Origin of the sequence: Neobacillus rhizosphaerae, assembly GCF_937468385.1 — a bacterium.
Lineage (GTDB): Bacteria > Bacillota > Bacilli > Bacillales > Cytobacillaceae > Neobacillus > Neobacillus rhizosphaerae.
On sequence record NZ_CALBWS010000006.1, the window covers coordinates 25,293 to 44,858 of the forward strand.

The window sequence follows — 19,566 nt, forward strand, 5'->3', positions numbered from 1 at the left end:
AGTATTGACATTCATTTAATAAATAACGAAATTCAGTGATTTAGCAGAAAAACTCCTCGATTATGCCTTGAGGAGCTTTCGTCTATTTTTATCCGATTTCATCTAACTGTAGATAAAGGCTTTCACGTTCGTTCTCACGCAACTCTAATTCATTATAAATTCTTTGGAGCATTTCTAGTTCACTTTCAGCCTCTAGCTTTTGTTTGAGTTTGTGAATTGCTAATTCAATTTGCTCTATCTTTTGTTCAATATCATTCGTACCTACTTGCTCTTTTGCCTTCTTCACTTTTGGCGTGCTTATATTATTCGGCAAGGACTTTTCAACTGGTTTTATCTCTTTTAAAATCAACTTTTCTTTTGCCCAATCATAGTTACCATCGTAAAAGTGAACAGTCCCATCTTGCACCCAATAAATTTTATTAAATAATTTATTAAGAAAATAACGGTCATGGGATACAGCTAAAATCGTGCCATTAAACTGTTCAAGTGCTTCTTCTAACACTTCACAGGAATCAATATCTAAATGATTGGTTGGCTCATCCAAAATAAGCAGATTGATATCCTGGTACATGAGCTGAGCAAGGCGGAGACGCATTCTCTCCCCGCCGCTTAGCTGATTGACCTTGCGGAAAACCGCTGGCCCGTAAAACAGAAACCTTGCTAAAATATGACGAGCCTCTCCCTCATTCACCGTAACCTCAGAACGGAATACGTCAATGACCTGCTCATCACCAATATTCTGAAATACATGTTGTGACAGGTAGCCTATTTTAACGTTACTACCAATCTTAACAATTCCACTGTCCACTTTACATTCCTTTAAAACTATTTTTAATAAAGTTGATTTACCCGTCCCGTTTTCGCCAACAATTGCTGTGCGATCCTTATATTGAACGAGCATATTCACTTGTTCAAAAAGGGTGCGGCTGCCATAGCTTTTTGAAACGTCTTCTAGGATGATAACGTCTTTACCGCTGCGGTCAATTGCTTCAAAGTCAATCCCCATTTTCTTAGCATCCATTTTCGGTCGATCAAGCTTTTCCATCCGATCTAGAGCCCTTTGCATATTGGTTGCACGCTTATGGAGCGCAGCACTTGGTGGATTCGAACGATTTGCCCAATCTCGCAGCCGCTTAATGGCTTCCTTCATTTTCTTTATTTTCCGCTGCTGTTCTTGATATTGTTGGAATTCTTTTAACAGACGTTCTTCTTTCTCTGTAACATAACCGCTAAAATTCCGATGGAACAGATTTATTTCCCCATCTTCCATTTCAAGTACCTTATTAACAACTTCGTCTAAAAAGTAACGATCATGGGAAATTAGAATAATCGTTCCCTTATATTCTTTCAAGAAGGAGCCTAACCATTCAATCGCCATCAGGTCAAGATGATTAGTCGGTTCATCCAGCAATAGAAGTTCTGGATTTTTTAATAAACTTAATCCAAGTCCAACCTTTGTTTTTTCACCACCGCTTAGAGTTGAAAAAGCTTTATCAAGCAGGTCGGTAATTTGCAAGCCATTTGATATTCGGTCCATTTGGGCTTCCATTTCGTAGCCACCGCTTAAGATAAAATCATCCTGAAGTCTGCCGTACTGATCCATTAATCTTTGAAGATTTTCTGGAGCAATTTGTGTGCCCATTTCCATTTCCAACTGTTGAAGCTTCGCTTCTGTTTCCGTTAATTGTTCAAATGCCGTTTTTAGAACTTCCTTTACTGACAGGTCTTTAAAGTCAGGAATCTGGGCAAGGCAACCAATTTTCAGCCCCTTTTTCCAGTGAATAATCCCTTCATCTACTGGTTCTTGATTTGCCAGCAGCCTTAATAAAGTGGTCTTTCCGCTGCCGTTCCGGCCTACTAAGCCAATTCGGCTTCCTTCATGTATTTCAAATGATAAATCCTTAAAAATCAAATTTCCACCAAACGATTTCGCTATTTGATTAACACTGCAAACAATCATGTTCATTCTCCTTTTTTGTTAAAAATTCGATGAACACTCTCTCAAAAATAAATTAGCCTTAGGCATCTATGACAACCCGCGGCTAATAAAAAGGCATGAAAAAAGAGTGCGGGCGATGCACTCTCTCATTTGACCAATTTATTGTGGGTTTAGAGATGTGTTATCGTTCAAAATCAATATGAAGTTTCGAAAAAAGGACAGACTCCCCCCCTTTGAAACTTACCAAATGAAAAATTGCACGATAAATAGTAAGGGCTTCAAGCCACTGTAAGCGTGCAAAAATTGAACGTTTCATCTCTTCCCCACCTCCGTTTCCAAACAAGTTATTCCTATTGTAAAGTTTCACGGTACTGATTGCAAGCCCGTTTATTCTGATTTGTCTAAAGGTTGGCAATTTAAATCTGCGAGAATGAGCAGTCATTCCCCCAACTTTTCACTTTATTCCGCTAACAACTTTAATGAAGGTACTTTTTTCGGGCCCCAAACCTTCTTCGGTAAACAAACTTCCTAATGTCATCATCCTTTAAATTCCCGTCGTAGAATAAGAACAATAAGGATCGAACCTCTGGATATCGCTCCATGACGAAAAGGGCGAACTCCTTTCGTTCGCCCTTTACTATATTTTTAAACTCTAGATCATTGATAATTTCTTGAAGCAGTTTCTGATAATAGACCTTCGTATCTTCCCACTTTTCCATACGATTCTCTAAAATATCACGAGCATAAACCGGTAATTTATCGATTACAAGTTCAATATAGCCTTCAGACCACATAACCATTTTATCCTTTTCGGCGAGCTCAAAGACCATATTCATCAGTTCTATATCATCAGCTTCTCCGCTTGCTGCATACCTACCAACCTTGTTCATCTTCTTGTCACCTCAAGACCAATTGGGATGGTCTTATTATCTCTGGAATCATGCCCCTTTATTAGCTGATAATTTCGCCTTCAACGTAATCTGCTTGCCGTCACGGTAAACCTCAAATTTAATTTCATCACCGGTCTTAACTTTTGAATATAAATATTTTCTTAATTCCGAGGAATTAGCTATTTTCGTACCATTCATCGAAACAATTATATCCTTCGGCTGAAATCCAGCAGAGGATGCTGTAGAATTAGGATCAATATTCATCACCAATACGCCCTGTTTAACGTTGTTTGGAAGGTTTTGCCAATATACTTGTGGTACCTGGTCTAAATCGGCAAGGCCCACACCAAGGTACGGTCTATCGACTTTTCCGGCTTTAATTAATTGATTCACAATTGGAATGAGATCATTACTTGGAATAGCAAAGCCTAAACCTTCGACACCACTCTCAGAGATCTTTAAGCTATTGATACCAATTACCTGACCCTGTTGATTGATTAATGCCCCACCGCTGTTTCCAGGATTAATGGCTGCATCGGTCTGAATAACATTTGTATCCCAGTTACCTGCCGATGTCGAAACGGAAATGCTTCTGTTAATGGCGCTGACAATCCCCTGTGTAACCGTTCTTGATAAATCAAGTCCAAGCGGATTCCCAATCGCATAAACCTGATCACCAGGTCGAAGGGTAGACGAATCCCCGAAGTCAGCCGTTGCTGTGACGTATTTTGCATCAATCTTTAATACAGCAAGATCCGTTAGGGCATCAGTTCCAACTACTTCAGCGGACGTTTTTTGGCCATCATATAAAGAAATCTCAAGCTTCGAAGCGCCCTCGACTACGTGATTATTGGTAACAATGTAGGCAATGTTGTTATTTTTTTGAAAAATAACCCCTGAGCCTGAACCTGATTGCACACTTTGTTGATTACTAGAATTTCCCCAAAGATCATTGGTTTGCTGTTGCTGATAATTAACCACACCCACAATTGTTTTTGATACTTTTTCAACGGTATCAGCAATGGAACCTGAAGATGCCATTGTTGGCTGCGCTACTACTTTCTTTACCGATGCCCCAGTACCACTAGTCACTTGATTCTCTGCATTCGGATAAAAGCTTTTTATGTAATCCGTATGCGGGAGAATCGTTAACGTTAATACAGACCCAATCACCCCTGCAGCAAGGGTGGATGCAAACCCTTTTACATTCCGTTTCTTATACTTCTTTTGCTCAACTTGGTTCGTTATCCGAGTTTGTTCCATAATCGGTGGAATGGCTTCTTCTGCTTGTCCTTCAAATTCTGTTGACTTTCCACTTTCGTCCGCATGGATGGATTCATGAGGCTCAATTGGGAACTCAGCATCCACTGCATTCATATTTTCCTCCATATTGCCGAAATCGCTTATATCCTTATGTGACTCTTCTTCACTAGTATTTTCAGTCATCTCAGATGAATTTGTTAGATCCTTATCGAATTCATTTTCATTTTTAAATTCCATCTCATTCGCTCTCCTTTAAGCATTGTTTAATGTCTTTTTTATCTATCTTTACTTTAACCGACAAATTTTAAGAAATTATTAACAAACTATAACGAGTTTTGGAATTTATTACGAAATTAAATGGAATAAACACGAAAAAAGCCGCAGTTTCAACCCGCGGCTTTAAAGAAATTATTCATACTTGAATCGGATGACAAATTTCGTTCCTTTTCCTTTTTCACTATTAACTTCAATTTCGCCATTATGAAGGAGAACTAATTGCCTAACAATAGACAGGCCTAGACCAAATGCACCATAGGGGTTACTTGTCCTTGAAATATCGGCCTTATAGAAACGACGCCAAATATTTTCGATTTCATTTGAATCGATACCAGCACCAGTATCTTCTATCTCGATAATCGTATTGTTCTGCTCTGTTCTTCCCCGCAGCCAGATTGTCCCATCTGATGTAAATTGAATACTATTTTTAGTGATATTAATTAAAATTTGAATTAAGCGATCATAATCAGCATTCACCATCACATCAGGTGCTGCTTCCACCAGGATATGATTATTTTTTTCTTCTGCTTGGAGCAATAATTGCTCCTGAATGATTTCCAGCACTTCCAACAGCTGAATATCTTCTTTAAATAACTGGATTTGATTCGAGCGAATTTTTTCATAATCTAGATTTTCATTGACGAGGCGAATCAGTCTTTTTGCTTCATGACTTACTAAATTGATCCCTCTCTCTTTATCTTCTTCGGGAATCATGTTATTTTTTAACCCTTCAACCACTCCGCTAATTGTCGTTAACGGTGTCCGCATTTCATGGGAAACATCAGCCATAAACTGGCGTCTCCGATTTTCGAGACTCTCAATTTCCTCCATCGAGGCATTGATTTTATCGACCATGTGGTTAAAATCGTTGGCTAATTCACCGATTTCATCAAAATTAGCGGAATTTACCTTAACATGATAATTTCCCTCAGATACAAGTGACGCGGCATCACGAAGCCGTTTAATCCGATGGACATGAATTCTAGACAAATACCAGCTTTGTAAAAAGGCAACACCGAAAGCAATCAAGATGGTATACAGTAAAAATTTATTTATTTGTTCGATCATTTTACTCGAACCGCTGATTGGCGAAGTTAAAAGTACACCGCCATAAAACCTGCCTTTATCTACGACGGGTTTTACTACAAATGTAACACCTTCCTGCCCAAACCTTTTATAATCAATGGGGATAATCAGTGTTTCTCCTTTTGTAACTAAATCCCATTGTTTAGGAGACAATTGCTTAATATCCGGTCCTTTTTTGTTGAGCATATACACGCCATCCTGATCGAACAAAGTAAAGCTCATTTTTCTCGCTGTTAACACATTGCTGTATTGGTTTATGATCTGGTCAGCGTCAAGAGGAGTCTCCTTCATATCTGAAATAATAGCCTCACCAAATGAAATCAGTTCCTCTGCTTTGTTTTCATAAATCAAATTTTCAACATAATGGGTAAAGATGATGCTTAACAATAAAAATGCAATTATGATGACGCTAATATGACTAAAAAACTGTTGGTAAATATACTTAAACTTCATCTGCTTTGATTGTGTCATCGAACTTATAACCTACTCCCCATACTGTATGGAAGAATGGCTGAGAAGTGGTTTCAACCTTTTTCCGGAGCCTTTTGATGTGGACATCAACGGTTCGCTCGTCACCGTAAAATTGATATCCCCACACCCGTTCAAGCAGCTGCTCTCTCGAAAATACCTGCTTCGGATGCTCTACCATATAAAACAGTAAATCAAACTCTTTTGGCGTAAGATTTGTAATGGGCGTTCCGTCAACAAACACTTCTCTCGTGATTTTATTGACCTTAAAATGGTCAGTTTTTAGGAAATTGTCTTGCTCCTGTGGCATTTGTGTCTGGACTCTTCGTGTTACCGCTTTAATTCTCGCCATTAGTGTCAATGGGCTAAACGGCTTCGTCACATAATCATCCGCGCCCATCTCAAGCCCGAGCACCTGATCGGATTCACTGTCCTTGGCTGTTAACATAATAATTGGAACGGTAAACTTTTCTTCTCTTATTTTCCGACAGATTGAAACCCCGTCCATTCCCGGGAGCATCCAATCAATGATGAGACCATCCCATGTCCCAGTTTTAAAACAGTTGTAGCCCTCTAAGCCATCATTTACAAAAACACCCTCAATTCCTTCCTTGGCAAAAAACATCTCAATCATCGAGCAAACACTTTTATTATCTTCAATCACTAATATTTTCAAAACTCTTCAACTCCCAACTTAAAAAAACTTACCTCTTTAGTTTAATCGAATTTTTTTGTATATCAAACCATCTGCCTAAATCTTCTCTACTATTTAACAGTTTGTTCATAGATTATTAAAAATTAACGCAAAAAAGCCTTGAATTTCTTCAAGACCCTTGTTAACAACTATAAAACCTTTGATTGCTTCGGACCCCTTTTTCATGAAAAAAAATTACGGCTCTAAAATCAACTTGCCCTGTGTCTTACGTGATTGCATTAGAGTATGAACATTTGCCGCATCCTTTAATGGAAACACACCACCAATTGTAAGTTTCAGTTTTCCTGCTTCTAAATAAGTAAGTAAGTTTACTAAACTTGGCTGCAGCAGTTCTGGTTTTCTCATAATTTGCGGCAGGAAAAAACCAATAACCGATTGATTTCTGCCCATCAGTGTTGACGGATAAAAACGAGCTTGCTCCCCACTTGCGACACCGAAAATAACAAGTCTGCCAAACGTTGCCAGGCATTTTAATGTTTTATGAAAAATTTCCCCGCCTGCCATTTCGAGAGCAATATTCACCCCTCTGCCACCTGTTGCCTCAAGAACTTGCTGATCCCAGTTAGGTTCGGTATAGTTCACGAGTACGTCGGCTCCCATTTCACGAGCCAATGCCAATTTTTCAGCTGAACTTGCAGTAGCAATCACCTTACCCGCACCAAAAAGCTTGGCAAGCTGCACTGCGATGGTTCCGACTCCACCTGCAGCCGCATGAACGAGGACGCTATCGCCATGTTCCAAACGGCCCATTGTTTTTAATATATGGTAGGCACTTAAGCCTTGAAGTGGCAAGGCTGCAGCATGCTGAAAGTCTAATGTCTCAGGTATTGGAATAAGCGAGCGCTCATCAGCAACGGCATATTCCGAGTAACCTCCCGATTCAATCAAAGTGACTACCCTCATTCCCGGTCTAACATTTGTTACTTGATCACCCATTTCTACCACTACTCCAGCAATTTCAGCCCCGGGAATGAACGGAAGCGGTGTGGTTACGACATAATGACCTTCTCTTCGTGCTGTATCCGCATAATTGACACCAATTGCCTTAATTTCAATTAATACTTCATGTCCATTGGGAATCGGTTTTTTCATTTCAATCAAATGTAATACTTCTGGACCACCGTATTCTTTTAATTGTATAGCTTTCATGACTATCGCCTCCTAAATTCCTTTAATTGCTGGTTTCCTCCCATTTATTCCCATCTTCCTTCCAGCTAATTATTTGATCATTCAACTATTGCTTTAGAAAAGGAATGATACTCTCTTAAAGCTGACTTAGACAGAGCAGGTTGTTTCAATTACAACTTTTCCATCCTTTAGAATAGGTACTATCGATGTGATTCCTTTTGAGGCCGCCACCTTAACGTCAGCATGGTGATTATGTTTACCTAACAATTTACCAACATAAGAACTTAGCAAAACTTCGTAGGCATCTTCGTGTCCTCGGTAAAAATAAACGGCTGCTTTGGCTGCATCCGTTAATTCGTATTGGCATAAATTCAATAAACAATCAATTAAATGACCGGCACCATAAAAATCCTCTAAGCTTATTTCACCAGAATTCCCTGAGCAAATAATAAGAATCGTTTGTTTTTCTCTCATTTTTTGCAGGGAAGCGGCAACGGCAGGATTATTTAACAAAGATGCGACATAGACCTTATTTGCTGAAGACGAGTTTCTTAAAGCAACCGTTCCGTTCGTTGTCGATAAAATAAGTGATTTTCCATTGATAGTTTCTCCAATCAATATAGGACTAGGATAGTCAAACCCGTTGATCGGATAAGCATCCAATTCTCCAGCAAGTATGTACTGCCCTTGCTGAAATTCCTTAACAACCTCCATAGCTTCTCGGCTATGTAATACTGGAATGACTTCTTTTGCACCATCCTTTAAAGCTGAAACAATCGTTGTTGTTGCCAGAAGAACATCAAGTACGACTGCGAGTTTTTTTCCATCCGCGATTTTCTCTTCTTTGATATCTTCTTTCCTCATTAGAAGGTGAATTTTTGTCATTCTCATCCAGCTCCCTTATAGCTTTTCATCAGCAACATTTGCTGCATGCAGAATTAGATTTTTAACAAAATAATTAAAATTGGCAAAACGAGCATCATGTGTTTGCCCTTTTTTATAGCGATAATAGATTTGTTGGCCAATCACGGCGAGCTTAAAGTAAGCAAACGTTAAATAAAAATTGAAATTTGCGATATCTCGGCCGCTCTTTTTCGAATATAGTTCGATAAATTGTCTTCTCGTTAAAAATCCTTTATGAACAGCTGTCACTGGCGCCTTGCCTAATCCCATTTTCAAAAGGTCAGAATCATCTGGCTGATTCCAATAACTCATTGCTACTCCAAGATCAGCAAGCGGGTCTCCTACGGTGGTCATTTCCCAATCGAATAAACCTACCATTTCCGTTAAATTATCGTTAAACATCGCATTATTAAACTTAAAGTCGTAATGAATGATGGCTGCATCGTGGTTTTTGGGGATATGGTCTATCAGCCATTTTTCCAAGGAATCGACGACAGCAATTTCATCGGTTTTCGCCCGTTCATACCGGCCAACCCAACCATGGACCTGTCGTTCCATAAAGCCCTCTGGCTTGCTTATTTCAGCCAACTCAGTCTGTTTGTAATCGATGTCATGTAATTCCACAAGCTTATCAACCATTATTTCCGAGAGGTCCCGGCAAAGGTCTTTAGTTACTGAAATCCCTTCTGGGAAGGACGTATCGACGACAATTCCATTCTTTCTTTCCATAAGGAAAAACGGGCTGCCAACAATGTCAAGATTGTTTGAAAAAAGGTAAGGCTTTGGGGCGGCAGGAAAAATAGGGTGCAGTTCTGATAGGATTTTAAATTCACGCTTCATATCATGGGCCTTTGGTGCGACAGGTCCTAGCGGCGGTCGCCGTAACACTGCCTCCCAATCTCCCATCTTCAATTGGTAGGTTAAATTCGAATGACCAGCAGAAAATTGCAAGATTTCAAGAGGACCTGCTGGTAATGATACGATGTTCTCATGCAAAAATTTTTCTAAAATCGATAAATTCAATTCTTCTCCTATTCGGACAGGAATCGTATCTTTACTCATTTGATGAGGCATATTAATCCTCCTTTTAATATTGAAAATTCAGATTTATGATGTTGTAGTTTAAATACTCAGAAATTGAATAATAGCTCAATACTAACCGGTTGGTATTTTCGTTTTTTTAAAAGAGAGGGGATTTAATCATAAATAGCCCTCTCTCACTTTTTCTTCACTTTACTTGAATTCCCTTTAAAATCATTTCGACAAAAATCTCAGCTACCTCCATATCAGAGCAGCTCCCACTTGGATTAAACCACTTGTAACTCCAATTGGTTATCCCCAGGATTCCAAATGTAATGATCGGGGCATTTAAATCCGGTCGAAATTCACCTTTTTCCATTCCAGCTTTGATTAATCCTTCAATGTTTAGCCTAAACTGGTCACGCTTTGGGTCAATTATGGCAAGGCGTTCTGGACTTAAATTTTTCAATTCTCTAAAAAATATTTTCGCTGCAGACCCTCGTTGTTTAATATCTGAGAGCAGCATATAAACTATCTCAAATAACTTTTCTTTACAGGTTTTCATTGCGTCATTAAATATCCGATTTTGTTGAAGCAGCAATTCATCAATATAACCAAGATGGATATCCATTAATAATTCTTCTTTACTCGAGAAGTAGTAGTAAAATGTACCCTTTGTCACACTAAGGGAATCAACAATATCTTGAATTGATGTTTCACTAAATCCTTTTTTTTCAAATAAGCGGATGCTTTGTTCCGTTATTTTTTCTTTCACCGTTATGTCCTCACAATCTGTAAAAAGTCTATTAAAAATTATATAATATTCTATTTCTCTCCTTTATACACATTCCATTGAAACTTTAAGAAATTCCCCATTGACTAATCGTTAAAAAGTCAGACCTCCTCCATCAACTGAAAGAGTTGCGCCGGTAATAAATGAGGCTTCATCCGATGCTAAAAATAGAACTGCATTGGCAACTTCATTAGGAGTACCAATTCTGCCCAGAGCATTGGCTCGTGAAATAATCGGCCACTTTCGCTCATTCTGCTTCCATAAATCAATAATTTTTGTATCTATGACTCCTGGAGCGATGGCATTGACCCGGATATTGTATTTTCCGTACTCAAGGGCCGCGTTTTGAGTCAGCACAACCACTCCCGCCTTTGAAGCATTGTAGGCAGACACATATTTTTGCCCTTTAAGTCCGAGCAAACTTGAAGTATTAATAATCGCACCGCCGCCTGCTTTCACTAGCTCAGGAATAGAATATTTGATTCCAAGAAATACACCCTTTAAATTAATATCTATTACCCGGTCCCATTCCTCTTCTGCCAAATCAACACTTCTAACCTCTGAATTACTTATCCCCGCATTGTTGAACATGATATTTAAGGTCCCAAATGTATTGGTGGTAACATGGATTAAATTTTTCATTTGTCCTGATTCAGAAACATCTGTTTTAACAAAAATAGCCCTGCCTCCGAGAACTTCTATTAAACTTAGCGTTTCCTCTCCTGCATTGGAGTCAACGTCAGCAACTACGACACTCGCGCCTTCTTCTGCAAATCGAATTGCGGTCGCGCGTCCAATCCCGCTCCCTCCGCCAGTAACGATTGCTGTCTTTCCAACTAATCTCATAATCTATCCCACCCTTACCATCTCGCTCTTCAATCCTGGACTAACTCCCTGACTTACTTAATGTTATCCAAAGAAGTCAGTTCTGAACACGCTTACAATATATGCGCCATTGGAGGCAGCTTCATACACTCCCTTCTCATACTAACCAGTTGGTATGTTATAGATAAATTATACATTCTAAATTTAAATATTCAAACTTTTTTCTAAATATTCTAATAAAGATCAACATGTTTTTTTTTATGTAAAAAATAAAACAGGCCAAGAAACGAATGGTTCTCTCTCGACCTTGTCGACCTATTAATATCTCCGATTCGATTTCTTTTGTTTATTCATTACTTCATATGACTTTTCGATGATATCCGTTAAGACATCACCTTTATAGATCCTACCAAGCTTTATCCCTTGTTGATAATACTCGACAATTTCATCCAGTTTCGCCGAGGTTTCCTTGGTAATTCTGACATTTAATTGAATTCTTTCGGTTTCAGTCATGGAGATACTCCTATTCTTCTATTAGCTAATTGCTAGCAGATATCTATTTACTGCTAATATACTATAATTCTTCAAGTTTTTCATTACATTCAAAAAAAAGAGCTGTCATATTGACAGCCCAGTCCTAATTAAACTAAATAATATCCGATTGGTGCGAAGCATTGATTATAAAATGATTTTGCAGCCAAGCCTCAAGGGATTTAATAAGTTCAGGATGTAACGGCAGATTTCCTTCCGCTTTGATATCTTTTTTAGCCGTAAACATGGTTGACGTTTTCGTAATATACTTACAGGAATGCCCCATGTTATCCACAATATGATATTGTGCATCCCCTTTTACATAATGCGATAAATCTTTTAGCACTTCAGCATTTGCCTGAATATCTCTCTCCCCAGTAATCGCCAGGACAGGGCAAGTAACTTTCACCAAATCTTCTCTCACATTATAAGTAAAATGCTCGCGCATCCACTTGGCATTTGTTTTAACAAAACTTACTTTCATTACATCGCTTGTCGAGTTAAGAACCTTATCTAAATATTTTTGTGCCTGTTTTTCAACTTTGTTTTGTAATCCCATTAAGCGAAGTAAAAATCCTTGAAATCCTTTTGCATTGATGATGTCATGGGTAGCAATGTCCCTTTGTCTTTTTAACGCTTCGCTCAATGTCTCTACAGCACCTGCTAGTAAAATCAAGCCACCTAGCTCTTCACGAGAGGCAACTGCCGTACCAAGCATACTTCCTTCACTATGTCCCAGAACTACGACTTTGTTAGCGTCCACTTCGGGGAGATCTTTTAAGAACCGTACTGCTGCTCTAGCATCCTCTACTAAGTCCCACAACCCGGTTGTTAAATAATCACCTTCACTTTCGGCAACACCTCGTTTATCGTAGCGCAGGTTAATAAAACCAATGGAAGTTAAAAAATCGGCTAATTGTCGATAGAGCTTTAAATCCACCTTCTTATTCACTTTTCCATTACGATCTAATTTGCCGGTTCCCGGAATGATTAATACGGCTGGGTTCTTTTCGACGCTAGTTTCAGGGATACTTAATGTCCCCTTTAATGCTACTTTACTTTGTATCGTAACGTCTTTCTCCATATGATCAAGGCCCCCTATTGTTCTTTCGATTGTTCTGGAATGATAATCGTTGCAAGCGTTCTTCTTCTTCTGTCCCTTTGTGGCTTGTTCAGGGTAACCTTCGTATAAACCGCGGTCAAATCCTTAATAAACTCAGCGAATTCCTCATCACTTAAGTATAGGGACGCCTGCCGGAAGGATACCCCGTCTCTTCTTAAATCAATTATTTCTTGGTTTAGATACCTATCATATTCACCCATTAAATTGGCCATGAATTTAATAAACAAACCCATATGTTCATCCTTAGAGAGTTTATTTATTTCTTCAGGACCAATTAAATCTTTGTTTGGATTATGAATAGAATACACTTTTTCGATCGTGCCCCGATTTGGTATTTCGTCCACGATATGAATGACTTCTGCCTCTACAAGTTTTTTTATGTGCCGGTACAAGGACGCCTGAGGGATATCTGCGAGCAATTCTTTTAATTGCTGGGCTGTTAGTTGTTGATTAATTAAGTATTGTATAATTCTCATCCGCACTGGGTGCAAAATAACCTCAACCGTAGTTTCATTCATCATCAAAAATAGCTCCTTAATTTTATTATCATTATTAATAATGATAATAAAATGGTTTTTATTTTTTGTAAAGCGTTAGTTGGAAAATTTTTAAAATATTTCTTACACCTTTTGGATTACATAAAATGGCAAAATACTACCAATATTATAATGAGGAGGCTTGCAGATTATGATTTTAGCTTTGATATTGGGTGTTTTTCTGGGGATTCAACAAGTTAATTCTCCAGATAGTTTAACCATAAAAAAAGATGGCAGCTATGTGTCAAGCATCCATCGATTAGATTTTTCCTTTCCTTATACGGATTTACCAATCATTGATTCCAATCGATACAATCAATTTTTGGACAATTTAGACAAACAGTTTTCTGTAGAACCTGAAAATGCCCGTTTAAACCAAAATGGAAGTATTATCTCCGAGCGTGTAGGTTATCGCATCCATCGCGATTCCTTTACGGAAAAATTCTTAGTTTATTTTTTTTCACAAAAACAGTCCAGTATAGAATTACCCATGCTCAGAGTCCCGCCAAAAGTGGATAGTGAATTACTTGAGGAGATCCGTTACAAGCGGATTGGCCGCTATGTTACTTCTTATAATTCACATAATAAAAACCGTTCCACCAATATACAGTTAGCAGCAAACGCAATCAATAATTATGTTGTTTTTCCTGGGGAGACGTTTTCATTCAATAAAGTTGTGGGTAAACGCACAAAAACACGGGGTTACCTGCGAGCTAAAGTTATCGTAAGAGGAGAGTTTGCCGAAGATATTGGTGGTGGAATCTGCCAAGTATCCTCAACACTCTTTAATGCTGTGGATAATGCTGGACTCGAGGTAACGGAGCGCTTTTCACACAGTAGAGCGGTTCCTTATATTCCACCAGGACGTGATGCCACAGTTAGTTGGTATGGACCAGATTTTGCATTTAAGAATAAGTATAATCAACCTGTGTTAATTCAAGCGAAAACACTGGGTCATTTGTTAATCATAAAACTCTATTCTTCAGATAGTATCCAATATATACCACGTAAAGTTCCTGGTGCAACTTAACTTATTAAAAAAGTCCGCACAAAGGCGGACTTTTTAGTCTATCGAAAGGCATCTTTTTATTTAATTTTATTATTATTTAAAGCACTTTCTAATAGCTCTTCTGAAAACTCTGTTAAGGCAGTGTCATCCATCCTGTTAAAGTTCATCTTAGGGGAAAAATTTTTTACAACATTTTGAAAAGGAAGTGTGAAGTCTTTACGCTTCCCTCTTGTTACCCCAAAAACAGTAGCCGCACTTATTCCAAGGCCTAAGAGGGATGCCCACATTGCTCTATTACTCTTACGTTTAGGCTTAAACACCTTGAAAAACGACTGCTTTCTATTGCTCCTCATCGACAGCACTCCTTCTAAGTTTATGGAAAGCGAAAAATCCCTTTCCATTTGTTTAATTTGTTCATTTCCATTGAAAATTATTATGAGGAACCTGTAGCTGCTTTGTTATTTACTAGCAGGATTTTGCCAATAAATATCATAAAGTTTTCTCTTTGATAAAAATAAATAAGTAAGTTGATTTTTATGAAAATTTTTGAAGGAAGAACTGGAAAGCAGGAATATAGGCAGTTGACCAATTTTTTTAAAATAGATATATAATCGGTTTGAAGGTGGATAGCATTCGAACCCTAACGACCTAACTCCTTTATTAATAGTTGTAATTCCAATTACCCCCTTAATTTTTACCTCTTGAGGATGTCCTTTTAAATAGACGGCCAGCAATGGCATCGAACCTAGAACCAACTTATAAATCAGTCTTGCACGAATTAGATCATTCTTAATTTTTAGATGTTCATTTATTAACCTGACATTGTGGAGGTGAATTTTTAATAAAAAGTCATTTCTGTTAATGCATGTGCCATCAGAGAGAGTAAAATTATCCCCTTTATATTTAGTAATCCGAACACGAAATATCGATTGTCCTTTACTTCCATTGTTAATGTAATGCAAACGAGAACATAAAAAAAATAAGGGATCGACTACCTTCCAAATCCATAGAATTGTATGACGTAAAATCAAGGATCCACCGCCTTAACTGCCTTTATCAATCGGATGATAAAGGCGTTTCATTTTTAATTTGGTAATGTAAGGATATGAAGAAAATAATAAAAAAAGCAGGTTTTATCCCAAAAATTTATATTGATTATTTTTAGTTTACATAACTTTATTATAGTTATCTTGATTTGAATTGTACTTTAACACCACACGAAATAAAGCTCAAAAGAAATGAACTTTTCTACGCTTCTTATCATACTATGCAAAAAAGATAGTTAGGTGGAGTCTATGGGAGGATTAACATATATTGATTTCTTAGCCAAGTTTGGTGTTGGCGGAGCCCATCCAGGTGGAATCCCATTAACCAAAAACATACTTGCCAGAGAAAATATTACTAAGGACTCGTTAATTTTAGATGCAGGCTGTGGAACTGGACAAACTACTGCTTATTTGTACCAGCAGTATAACGCAAAAGTATTCGGTTTAGAAATCAATCCGATAATGGTTGATAAGGCAAAGAGCCGCTTTGAAAGCTTACAGCTTCCGATTCAATTATTTCAAGGGTCAATCGAAAAGATTCCATTCGCAGATAATCACTTCGATTTTATCTTGTCTGAATCAGTATTAGCTTTTGTAGATAAACCAAAGGCATTAAAGGAATTTTTTAGAGTGCTAAAACCAGGTGGTCGTCTTATTGCCAACGAAATGACGATTAATAAGAGGTTAAGTCAGAAGGAAGAAAAAGAAATTAAGAACTTTTACGCATTAGATTCCTTATTATTAGAGGAGGATTGGAATCACTTATTAGAAGTTACCGGGTTTCAAAATATTGTACTGAAGTCCCAAAGCCAAAGCATGAGTCAAGGAAACCACGCACAGGAGTTTAATTTTTCTAATATCTTCGAACCCGAGCTTTTTGATATTCTTAATCAGCATGGAAATATGGTCCTAAAGTATCAGGATTATTTAAGCTATCGAATAATTACCTGTTCAAAGGTGTAATGGATGATAGGTACGGGTACGGTTTCTCGGGTATAAGACGATTTCCAGTCTGAATTCTTCCATTTATCAGCTTCTTGTTCTTCTTTTGCTAAGCAAGTATGACTTCATACTTGCTTTTTTGTCTAGTATTTCCTATCTTTCCCCTTTCGCCTAGTTTAACCATCTAAACATATTGCTTGAGCGCATATAAAAAAAATTCCGTTAAAAAATATAGCTGAAAGGTTGGGTGATGAAAATGGATAAAACGTTAGGATACCTTAGGGAAATTTTATCAAATTATACTGATGAACATTCAGATGGCAGGCGATTATTTTATAAATTGTCGGATGGCCATTATACATCCGAGGGATCTTTTGTCCGAGATTTGAACCAAAGAGAAATTCATTTTTTAAATAAAATCCTCCCAAACGAAATTAGATATGCAAAAGAAGAACAAGACGAAAAAAGAGCCTATGAATTGAATGAAGTATACGAGCTTTTATTTTGAGGTTGAAAAAGATGGCAGAGATTCTGCCATCTTTTTAGGAAATATTTCATTTTTTGCAAAACTTATTTCCAAGGCAAGCGCAAGGTACGACAAAAGATGATGAAGAATCAACCATTTTTTCGCTATGAAACGACATAAAATACGTTAAATTAAATTGCCCAATTTCAACAAACGGTTAATTTTCGTCACTAGTTTCACCTTGAGTTTGTTTTTTTAGTCTTCCTGCCTCTTTAAGTGCTTTTTTAATTATCAATTCGATTTGCGCATTGATGCTACGAAATTCATCATTTGCCCATTTTTCTACTGCATCGTAGGATTGCTGGTCAATACGCAATAAAAATCGCTTTTTTTCAGCCATCAAACCACAACCTTAGTAAATTGTTCCTGTATTAATCACTGGTTGGCTACCCTTTTCAGAAACTAATGCAACCATTAAATTATTGACCATTTGAGCTTTCTTTTCTTCATCCAATTCGACAATCCCTTCCGTACTTAACTGATCAATGGCTGATTTCACCATAGAAACAGCCCCTTCAACAATTACCTTCCGTGCTGCCAACACCGCCTTCGCCTGTTGTCTCTGAAGCATCGCATGAGCAATTTCACTTGAATAGGCTAGGTGCATTATCCTTGCTTCGATAATTTCCACACCGGCCAAACCCAGTCTTGTTTGCAAATCCTTCGTTAACTCATCTCCTACCTCATCTGAATGCTGCCTTAATGAAATTTCATAGTCATTGTTAAAGTTATCATAGGGGTACTGACTGGCAATATGTCGCAATCCTGTTTCACTTTGTGTATGGACAAACTCTTTATAATCTTCCACCCCGAAAACCGCTTTGGCAGTATCAGACACTTTATAAACCACAACAGCTGCAATTTCAATCGGATTTCCTTCTAAGTCATTTACCTTTAACTTATCACTATTAAAATTAATAACCCGAAGTGAGACCGTTTTTCTAATAGTTAAAGGTAATGTCAACCAAAAGCCTTCATGCTTAATTACACCTAGATAACTGCCGAATAATGTAAATACTTTTGCTTGATTAGGCTGAATAATTGTTAAACCTGAAAGGAGCAGAATTGTGATTAAAGCACACAAAATTGCTGATAATAACCAAATAAAGTTTTCACTTAGTACAAATTGATTAAAACTGATGACAGTCATTGCCGCACATAAAAGTAATAGCAATAACCCCAAGAAACCATTTATCTTGCCTATATTTTTCTCGTTCAAACCAACCACTCTCCATTTAGTTATTTTTTCCATCTCTCATCATTATGATATCACTTTAATATCAAAAAAAACAACCCTAAATCCGGCAAAATAAAAAAAGCCAGCAAAATTTTGCCAGCTTTAATGAATGTCTCTTTTCTTAAATCTTCCTCCACGAACTTCTGCGATATCCGCAACCGCTAAAAAGGCACTATCGTCATTTTCGGTAACGATTTCCTTCAATTTTGCTTCTTCAAGACGATTGATAACGCAAAATATTACTTTTTTATTATCACCTGAATAGGCTCCTTCGCCATTAATATACGTTACGCCTCGACCAAGACGATTCATAATGGCATCGCCAATTTGTTTGGCATTGTCACTAATAATCCAAACTGATTTGGATTCATCAAGGCCTGTAATGGTGATATCAATCGTTTTGTAAGCGACAAAATAGGCAATTAACGAATACATCGCCCGGTCCCATGTAAAAACAAAACCGGCACACCCTAGAATAAAGAGATTAAAAAACATGATGATTTCCCCAACGGAAAAAGGAAGTTTATTATTAAAAAGAATGGCAAGAATTTCAGTTCCATCTAAGGAGCCGCCATATCGAATGACCATTCCGACACCAATTCCGAGGACAATTCCACCGAATACGGTTGCAAGGAGTATATCTTGAGTAAAGGCTGGAACTGGATGGAGTAAAGTAGTACCGATCGAAAGAACGATAATACCATAAAGGGTAGATAGAGCGAATGTTTTTCCGATTTGCTTGTAACCAATGAAGAAAAAAGGAATATTAAGGATAAAAAGGAAAATTCCTAGTTTCCATCCCGTAATATAGGAAAGCATGATGGAAATACCGGTAATCCCGCCATCAATAACATTATTGGGAACGAGAAATATTTCGAGTCCCACTGCCATTAGCATGGCACCTATTGTTATTAATAGTACCCGTTGAAAAATCTTTCGTTTCGTCAATCTGCGATGCTGAATTTTTGCCATGATTGCTTCCTGCTGTTCGATCAGAGTTAATTCTTGTGTTCCTGTCATTATCTGGCCCCTTTCAATATAAACTTCTAATTACATTATAACGAACCTCGGACTTGATTAATAATATTATGCTTTTTTTAATTGCTTAGAAAGAGAAACTGCCCTGTTGTCAGGAAACTGTTTGTATTATTATCTTCTTTTGAATAGCAAGGAAGAATGAACTTCATTAAAAAAATAAAAAGAAGCTACCTCTTTTCTGAAGTAACTCCTTAGTGGTAATAACATCTTAGGGGACCCAACCATGACATCAGCCAATTTAATAATCAAAATCCGTTTCCTTTTTAGTCAAA

General features: G+C 37.7%; 22 protein-coding genes. 3 read left to right on the forward strand and 19 right to left on the reverse strand.

Annotated features, from left to right (window positions below; genetic code table 11):
• Window positions 1–88: 88 nt before the first annotated feature.
• The 14 genes from abc-f to M5A78_RS06895 form a co-directional block, all read right to left on the reverse strand.
• Window positions 89–1,960, reverse strand: a complete 1,872-nt coding sequence (abc-f, locus tag M5A78_RS06835; protein ID WP_248734538.1) for a ribosomal protection-like ABC-F family protein — start codon at window positions 1,958–1,960, stop codon at window positions 89–91.
• A gap of 160 nt (window positions 1,961–2,120) precedes the next feature.
• Entirely contained in the window at window positions 2,121–2,255 is a 135-nt protein-coding gene (locus M5A78_RS24690) for an RAxF-45 family protein (RefSeq protein WP_264760440.1), read from the reverse strand.
• A 160-nt stretch (window positions 2,256–2,415) separates the two neighbouring features.
• Window positions 2,416–2,829: a hypothetical protein gene (locus tag M5A78_RS06840; protein ID WP_248734539.1), complete on the reverse strand. Its 414-nt coding sequence runs from the start codon at window positions 2,827–2,829 to the stop codon at window positions 2,416–2,418.
• Window positions 2,830–2,877: 48 nt separating this feature from the next.
• Complete coding sequence (locus M5A78_RS06845) at window positions 2,878–4,329, reverse strand: S1C family serine protease (protein WP_248734540.1); 1,452 nt, start codon at window positions 4,327–4,329, stop codon at window positions 2,878–2,880.
• Window positions 4,330–4,500: 171 nt separating this feature from the next.
• Window positions 4,501–5,925 carry a sensor histidine kinase gene (locus tag M5A78_RS06850; protein WP_319942260.1) on the reverse strand — a complete coding sequence of 475 codons (1,425 nt, stop codon included), beginning with the start codon at window positions 5,923–5,925 and terminating at the stop codon, window positions 4,501–4,503.
• Window positions 5,897–6,598, reverse strand: coding sequence for a response regulator transcription factor (locus M5A78_RS06855; protein ID WP_248734541.1), 702 nt, complete (start codon window positions 6,596–6,598; stop codon window positions 5,897–5,899). Before M5A78_RS06855 ends, M5A78_RS06850 begins: the two co-directional genes overlap by 29 nt.
• 213 nt (window positions 6,599–6,811) lie before the next feature.
• A complete protein-coding gene (locus M5A78_RS06860; protein WP_248734542.1) occupies window positions 6,812–7,786 on the reverse strand; it encodes a quinone oxidoreductase family protein in 975 nt (324 codons plus the stop codon).
• Between the two features lie 126 nt (window positions 7,787–7,912).
• On the reverse strand, window positions 7,913–8,650 hold the full coding sequence (locus M5A78_RS06865) for a 2-phosphosulfolactate phosphatase (RefSeq protein ID WP_248734543.1): 738 nt from the start codon (window positions 8,648–8,650) through the stop codon (window positions 7,913–7,915).
• A 15-nt stretch (window positions 8,651–8,665) separates the two neighbouring features.
• Window positions 8,666–9,742 carry a phosphotransferase family protein gene (locus M5A78_RS06870; RefSeq protein WP_248734544.1) on the reverse strand — a complete coding sequence of 359 codons (1,077 nt, stop codon included), beginning with the start codon at window positions 9,740–9,742 and terminating at the stop codon, window positions 8,666–8,668.
• 154 nt (window positions 9,743–9,896) lie between these two features.
• Window positions 9,897–10,463 carry a TetR/AcrR family transcriptional regulator gene (locus M5A78_RS06875; protein WP_248734545.1) on the reverse strand — a complete coding sequence of 189 codons (567 nt, stop codon included), beginning with the start codon at window positions 10,461–10,463 and terminating at the stop codon, window positions 9,897–9,899.
• Window positions 10,464–10,574: 111 nt separating this feature from the next.
• Window positions 10,575–11,327: an SDR family NAD(P)-dependent oxidoreductase gene (locus M5A78_RS06880; protein ID WP_248734546.1), complete on the reverse strand. Its 753-nt coding sequence runs from the start codon at window positions 11,325–11,327 to the stop codon at window positions 10,575–10,577.
• A gap of 297 nt (window positions 11,328–11,624) precedes the next feature.
• Window positions 11,625–11,819 carry a hypothetical protein gene (locus tag M5A78_RS06885; RefSeq protein ID WP_248734547.1) on the reverse strand — a complete coding sequence of 65 codons (195 nt, stop codon included), beginning with the start codon at window positions 11,817–11,819 and terminating at the stop codon, window positions 11,625–11,627.
• Window positions 11,820–11,952: 133 nt separating this feature from the next.
• Window positions 11,953–12,921 carry an alpha/beta hydrolase gene (locus M5A78_RS06890; RefSeq protein ID WP_248734548.1) on the reverse strand — a complete coding sequence of 323 codons (969 nt, stop codon included), beginning with the start codon at window positions 12,919–12,921 and terminating at the stop codon, window positions 11,953–11,955.
• 14 nt (window positions 12,922–12,935) lie between these two features.
• Window positions 12,936–13,481 (reverse strand): helix-turn-helix domain-containing protein, encoded by a 546-nt coding sequence (locus tag M5A78_RS06895; protein WP_248734549.1) that lies wholly within the window; start codon window positions 13,479–13,481, stop codon window positions 12,936–12,938.
• Window positions 13,482–13,647: 166 nt separating this feature from the next.
• Here M5A78_RS06895 and M5A78_RS06900 point away from each other — a divergent pair, with 166 nt between their 5' ends.
• Window positions 13,648–14,526, forward strand: coding sequence for a VanW family protein (locus M5A78_RS06900; RefSeq protein ID WP_248734550.1), 879 nt, complete (start codon window positions 13,648–13,650; stop codon window positions 14,524–14,526).
• 56 nt (window positions 14,527–14,582) lie between these two features.
• Here the strand turns inward: M5A78_RS06900 and M5A78_RS06905 are convergent, their stop codons facing one another.
• Together M5A78_RS06905 and M5A78_RS24875 are read right to left on the reverse strand one after the other, a co-directional pair.
• Entirely contained in the window at window positions 14,583–14,858 is a 276-nt protein-coding gene (locus M5A78_RS06905; RefSeq protein WP_248734551.1) for a hypothetical protein, read from the reverse strand.
• Window positions 14,859–14,963: 105 nt separating this feature from the next.
• On the reverse strand, window positions 14,964–15,536 hold the full coding sequence (locus M5A78_RS24875) for a YkoP family protein (protein ID WP_406603673.1): 573 nt from the start codon (window positions 15,534–15,536) through the stop codon (window positions 14,964–14,966).
• Window positions 15,537–15,800: 264 nt separating this feature from the next.
• Here M5A78_RS24875 and M5A78_RS06910 point away from each other — a divergent pair, with 264 nt between their 5' ends.
• Together M5A78_RS06910 and M5A78_RS06915 are read left to right on the forward strand one after the other, a co-directional pair.
• Entirely contained in the window at window positions 15,801–16,514 is a 714-nt protein-coding gene (locus M5A78_RS06910) for a class I SAM-dependent methyltransferase (RefSeq protein WP_248734552.1), read from the forward strand.
• A gap of 235 nt (window positions 16,515–16,749) precedes the next feature.
• Window positions 16,750–17,001 carry a sigma-G-dependent sporulation-specific acid-soluble spore protein CsgA gene (locus M5A78_RS06915; protein WP_248734553.1) on the forward strand — a complete coding sequence of 84 codons (252 nt, stop codon included), beginning with the start codon at window positions 16,750–16,752 and terminating at the stop codon, window positions 16,999–17,001.
• Between the two features lie 175 nt (window positions 17,002–17,176).
• Here the strand turns inward: M5A78_RS06915 and M5A78_RS06920 are convergent, their stop codons facing one another.
• The 3 genes from M5A78_RS06920 to M5A78_RS06930 form a co-directional block, all read right to left on the reverse strand.
• Window positions 17,177–17,359, reverse strand: a complete 183-nt coding sequence (locus tag M5A78_RS06920) for a hypothetical protein (RefSeq protein ID WP_248734554.1) — start codon at window positions 17,357–17,359, stop codon at window positions 17,177–17,179.
• Window positions 17,360–17,371: 12 nt separating this feature from the next.
• Window positions 17,372–18,238 (reverse strand): SPFH domain-containing protein, encoded by an 867-nt coding sequence (locus tag M5A78_RS06925; RefSeq protein ID WP_248734555.1) that lies wholly within the window; start codon window positions 18,236–18,238, stop codon window positions 17,372–17,374.
• 120 nt (window positions 18,239–18,358) lie between these two features.
• Window positions 18,359–19,228: a YitT family protein gene (locus M5A78_RS06930; RefSeq protein ID WP_406603676.1), complete on the reverse strand. Its 870-nt coding sequence runs from the start codon at window positions 19,226–19,228 to the stop codon at window positions 18,359–18,361.
• Between the last annotated feature and the right edge of the window lie 338 nt (window positions 19,229–19,566).

Excerpts from the sequence above, each read along its gene's own strand:
- M5A78_RS06915 (WP_248734553.1), top strand. The coding sequence starts at position 16,750 with ATGGATAAAACGTTAGGATACCTTAGGGAAATTTTATCAAATTATACT.
- M5A78_RS06905 (WP_248734551.1), bottom strand. The coding sequence starts at position 14,858 with ATGAGGAGCAATAGAAAGCAGTCGTTTTTCAAGGTGTTTAAGCCTAAA.
- M5A78_RS06865 (WP_248734543.1), bottom strand. The coding sequence starts at position 8,650 with ATGACAAAAATTCACCTTCTAATGAGGAAAGAAGATATCAAAGAAGAG.
- M5A78_RS06845 (WP_248734540.1), bottom strand. The coding sequence starts at position 4,329 with ATGGAATTTAAAAATGAAAATGAATTCGATAAGGATCTAACAAATTCA.
- M5A78_RS06930 (WP_406603676.1), bottom strand. The coding sequence starts at position 19,228 with ATGGCAAAAATTCAGCATCGCAGATTGACGAAACGAAAGATTTTTCAA.
- M5A78_RS06840 (WP_248734539.1), bottom strand. The coding sequence starts at position 2,829 with ATGAACAAGGTTGGTAGGTATGCAGCAAGCGGAGAAGCTGATGATATA.
- M5A78_RS06895 (WP_248734549.1), bottom strand. The coding sequence starts at position 13,481 with ATGATGAATGAAACTACGGTTGAGGTTATTTTGCACCCAGTGCGGATG.
- M5A78_RS06890 (WP_248734548.1), bottom strand. The coding sequence starts at position 12,921 with ATGGAGAAAGACGTTACGATACAAAGTAAAGTAGCATTAAAGGGGACA.
- M5A78_RS06900 (WP_248734550.1), top strand. The coding sequence starts at position 13,648 with ATGATTTTAGCTTTGATATTGGGTGTTTTTCTGGGGATTCAACAAGTT.
- M5A78_RS06910 (WP_248734552.1), top strand. The coding sequence starts at position 15,801 with ATGGGAGGATTAACATATATTGATTTCTTAGCCAAGTTTGGTGTTGGC.
- M5A78_RS06870 (WP_248734544.1), bottom strand. The coding sequence starts at position 9,742 with ATGCCTCATCAAATGAGTAAAGATACGATTCCTGTCCGAATAGGAGAA.
- abc-f (WP_248734538.1), bottom strand. The coding sequence starts at position 1,960 with ATGATTGTTTGCAGTGTTAATCAAATAGCGAAATCGTTTGGTGGAAAT.
- M5A78_RS06880 (WP_248734546.1), bottom strand. The coding sequence starts at position 11,327 with ATGAGATTAGTTGGAAAGACAGCAATCGTTACTGGCGGAGGGAGCGGG.
- M5A78_RS06885 (WP_248734547.1), bottom strand. The coding sequence starts at position 11,819 with ATGACTGAAACCGAAAGAATTCAATTAAATGTCAGAATTACCAAGGAA.
- M5A78_RS06850 (WP_319942260.1), bottom strand. The coding sequence starts at position 5,925 with ATGACACAATCAAAGCAGATGAAGTTTAAGTATATTTACCAACAGTTT.
- M5A78_RS06920 (WP_248734554.1), bottom strand. The coding sequence starts at position 17,359 with ATGGCTGAAAAAAAGCGATTTTTATTGCGTATTGACCAGCAATCCTAC.
- M5A78_RS24690 (WP_264760440.1), bottom strand. The coding sequence starts at position 2,255 with ATGAAACGTTCAATTTTTGCACGCTTACAGTGGCTTGAAGCCCTTACT.
- M5A78_RS06860 (WP_248734542.1), bottom strand. The coding sequence starts at position 7,786 with ATGAAAGCTATACAATTAAAAGAATACGGTGGTCCAGAAGTATTACAT.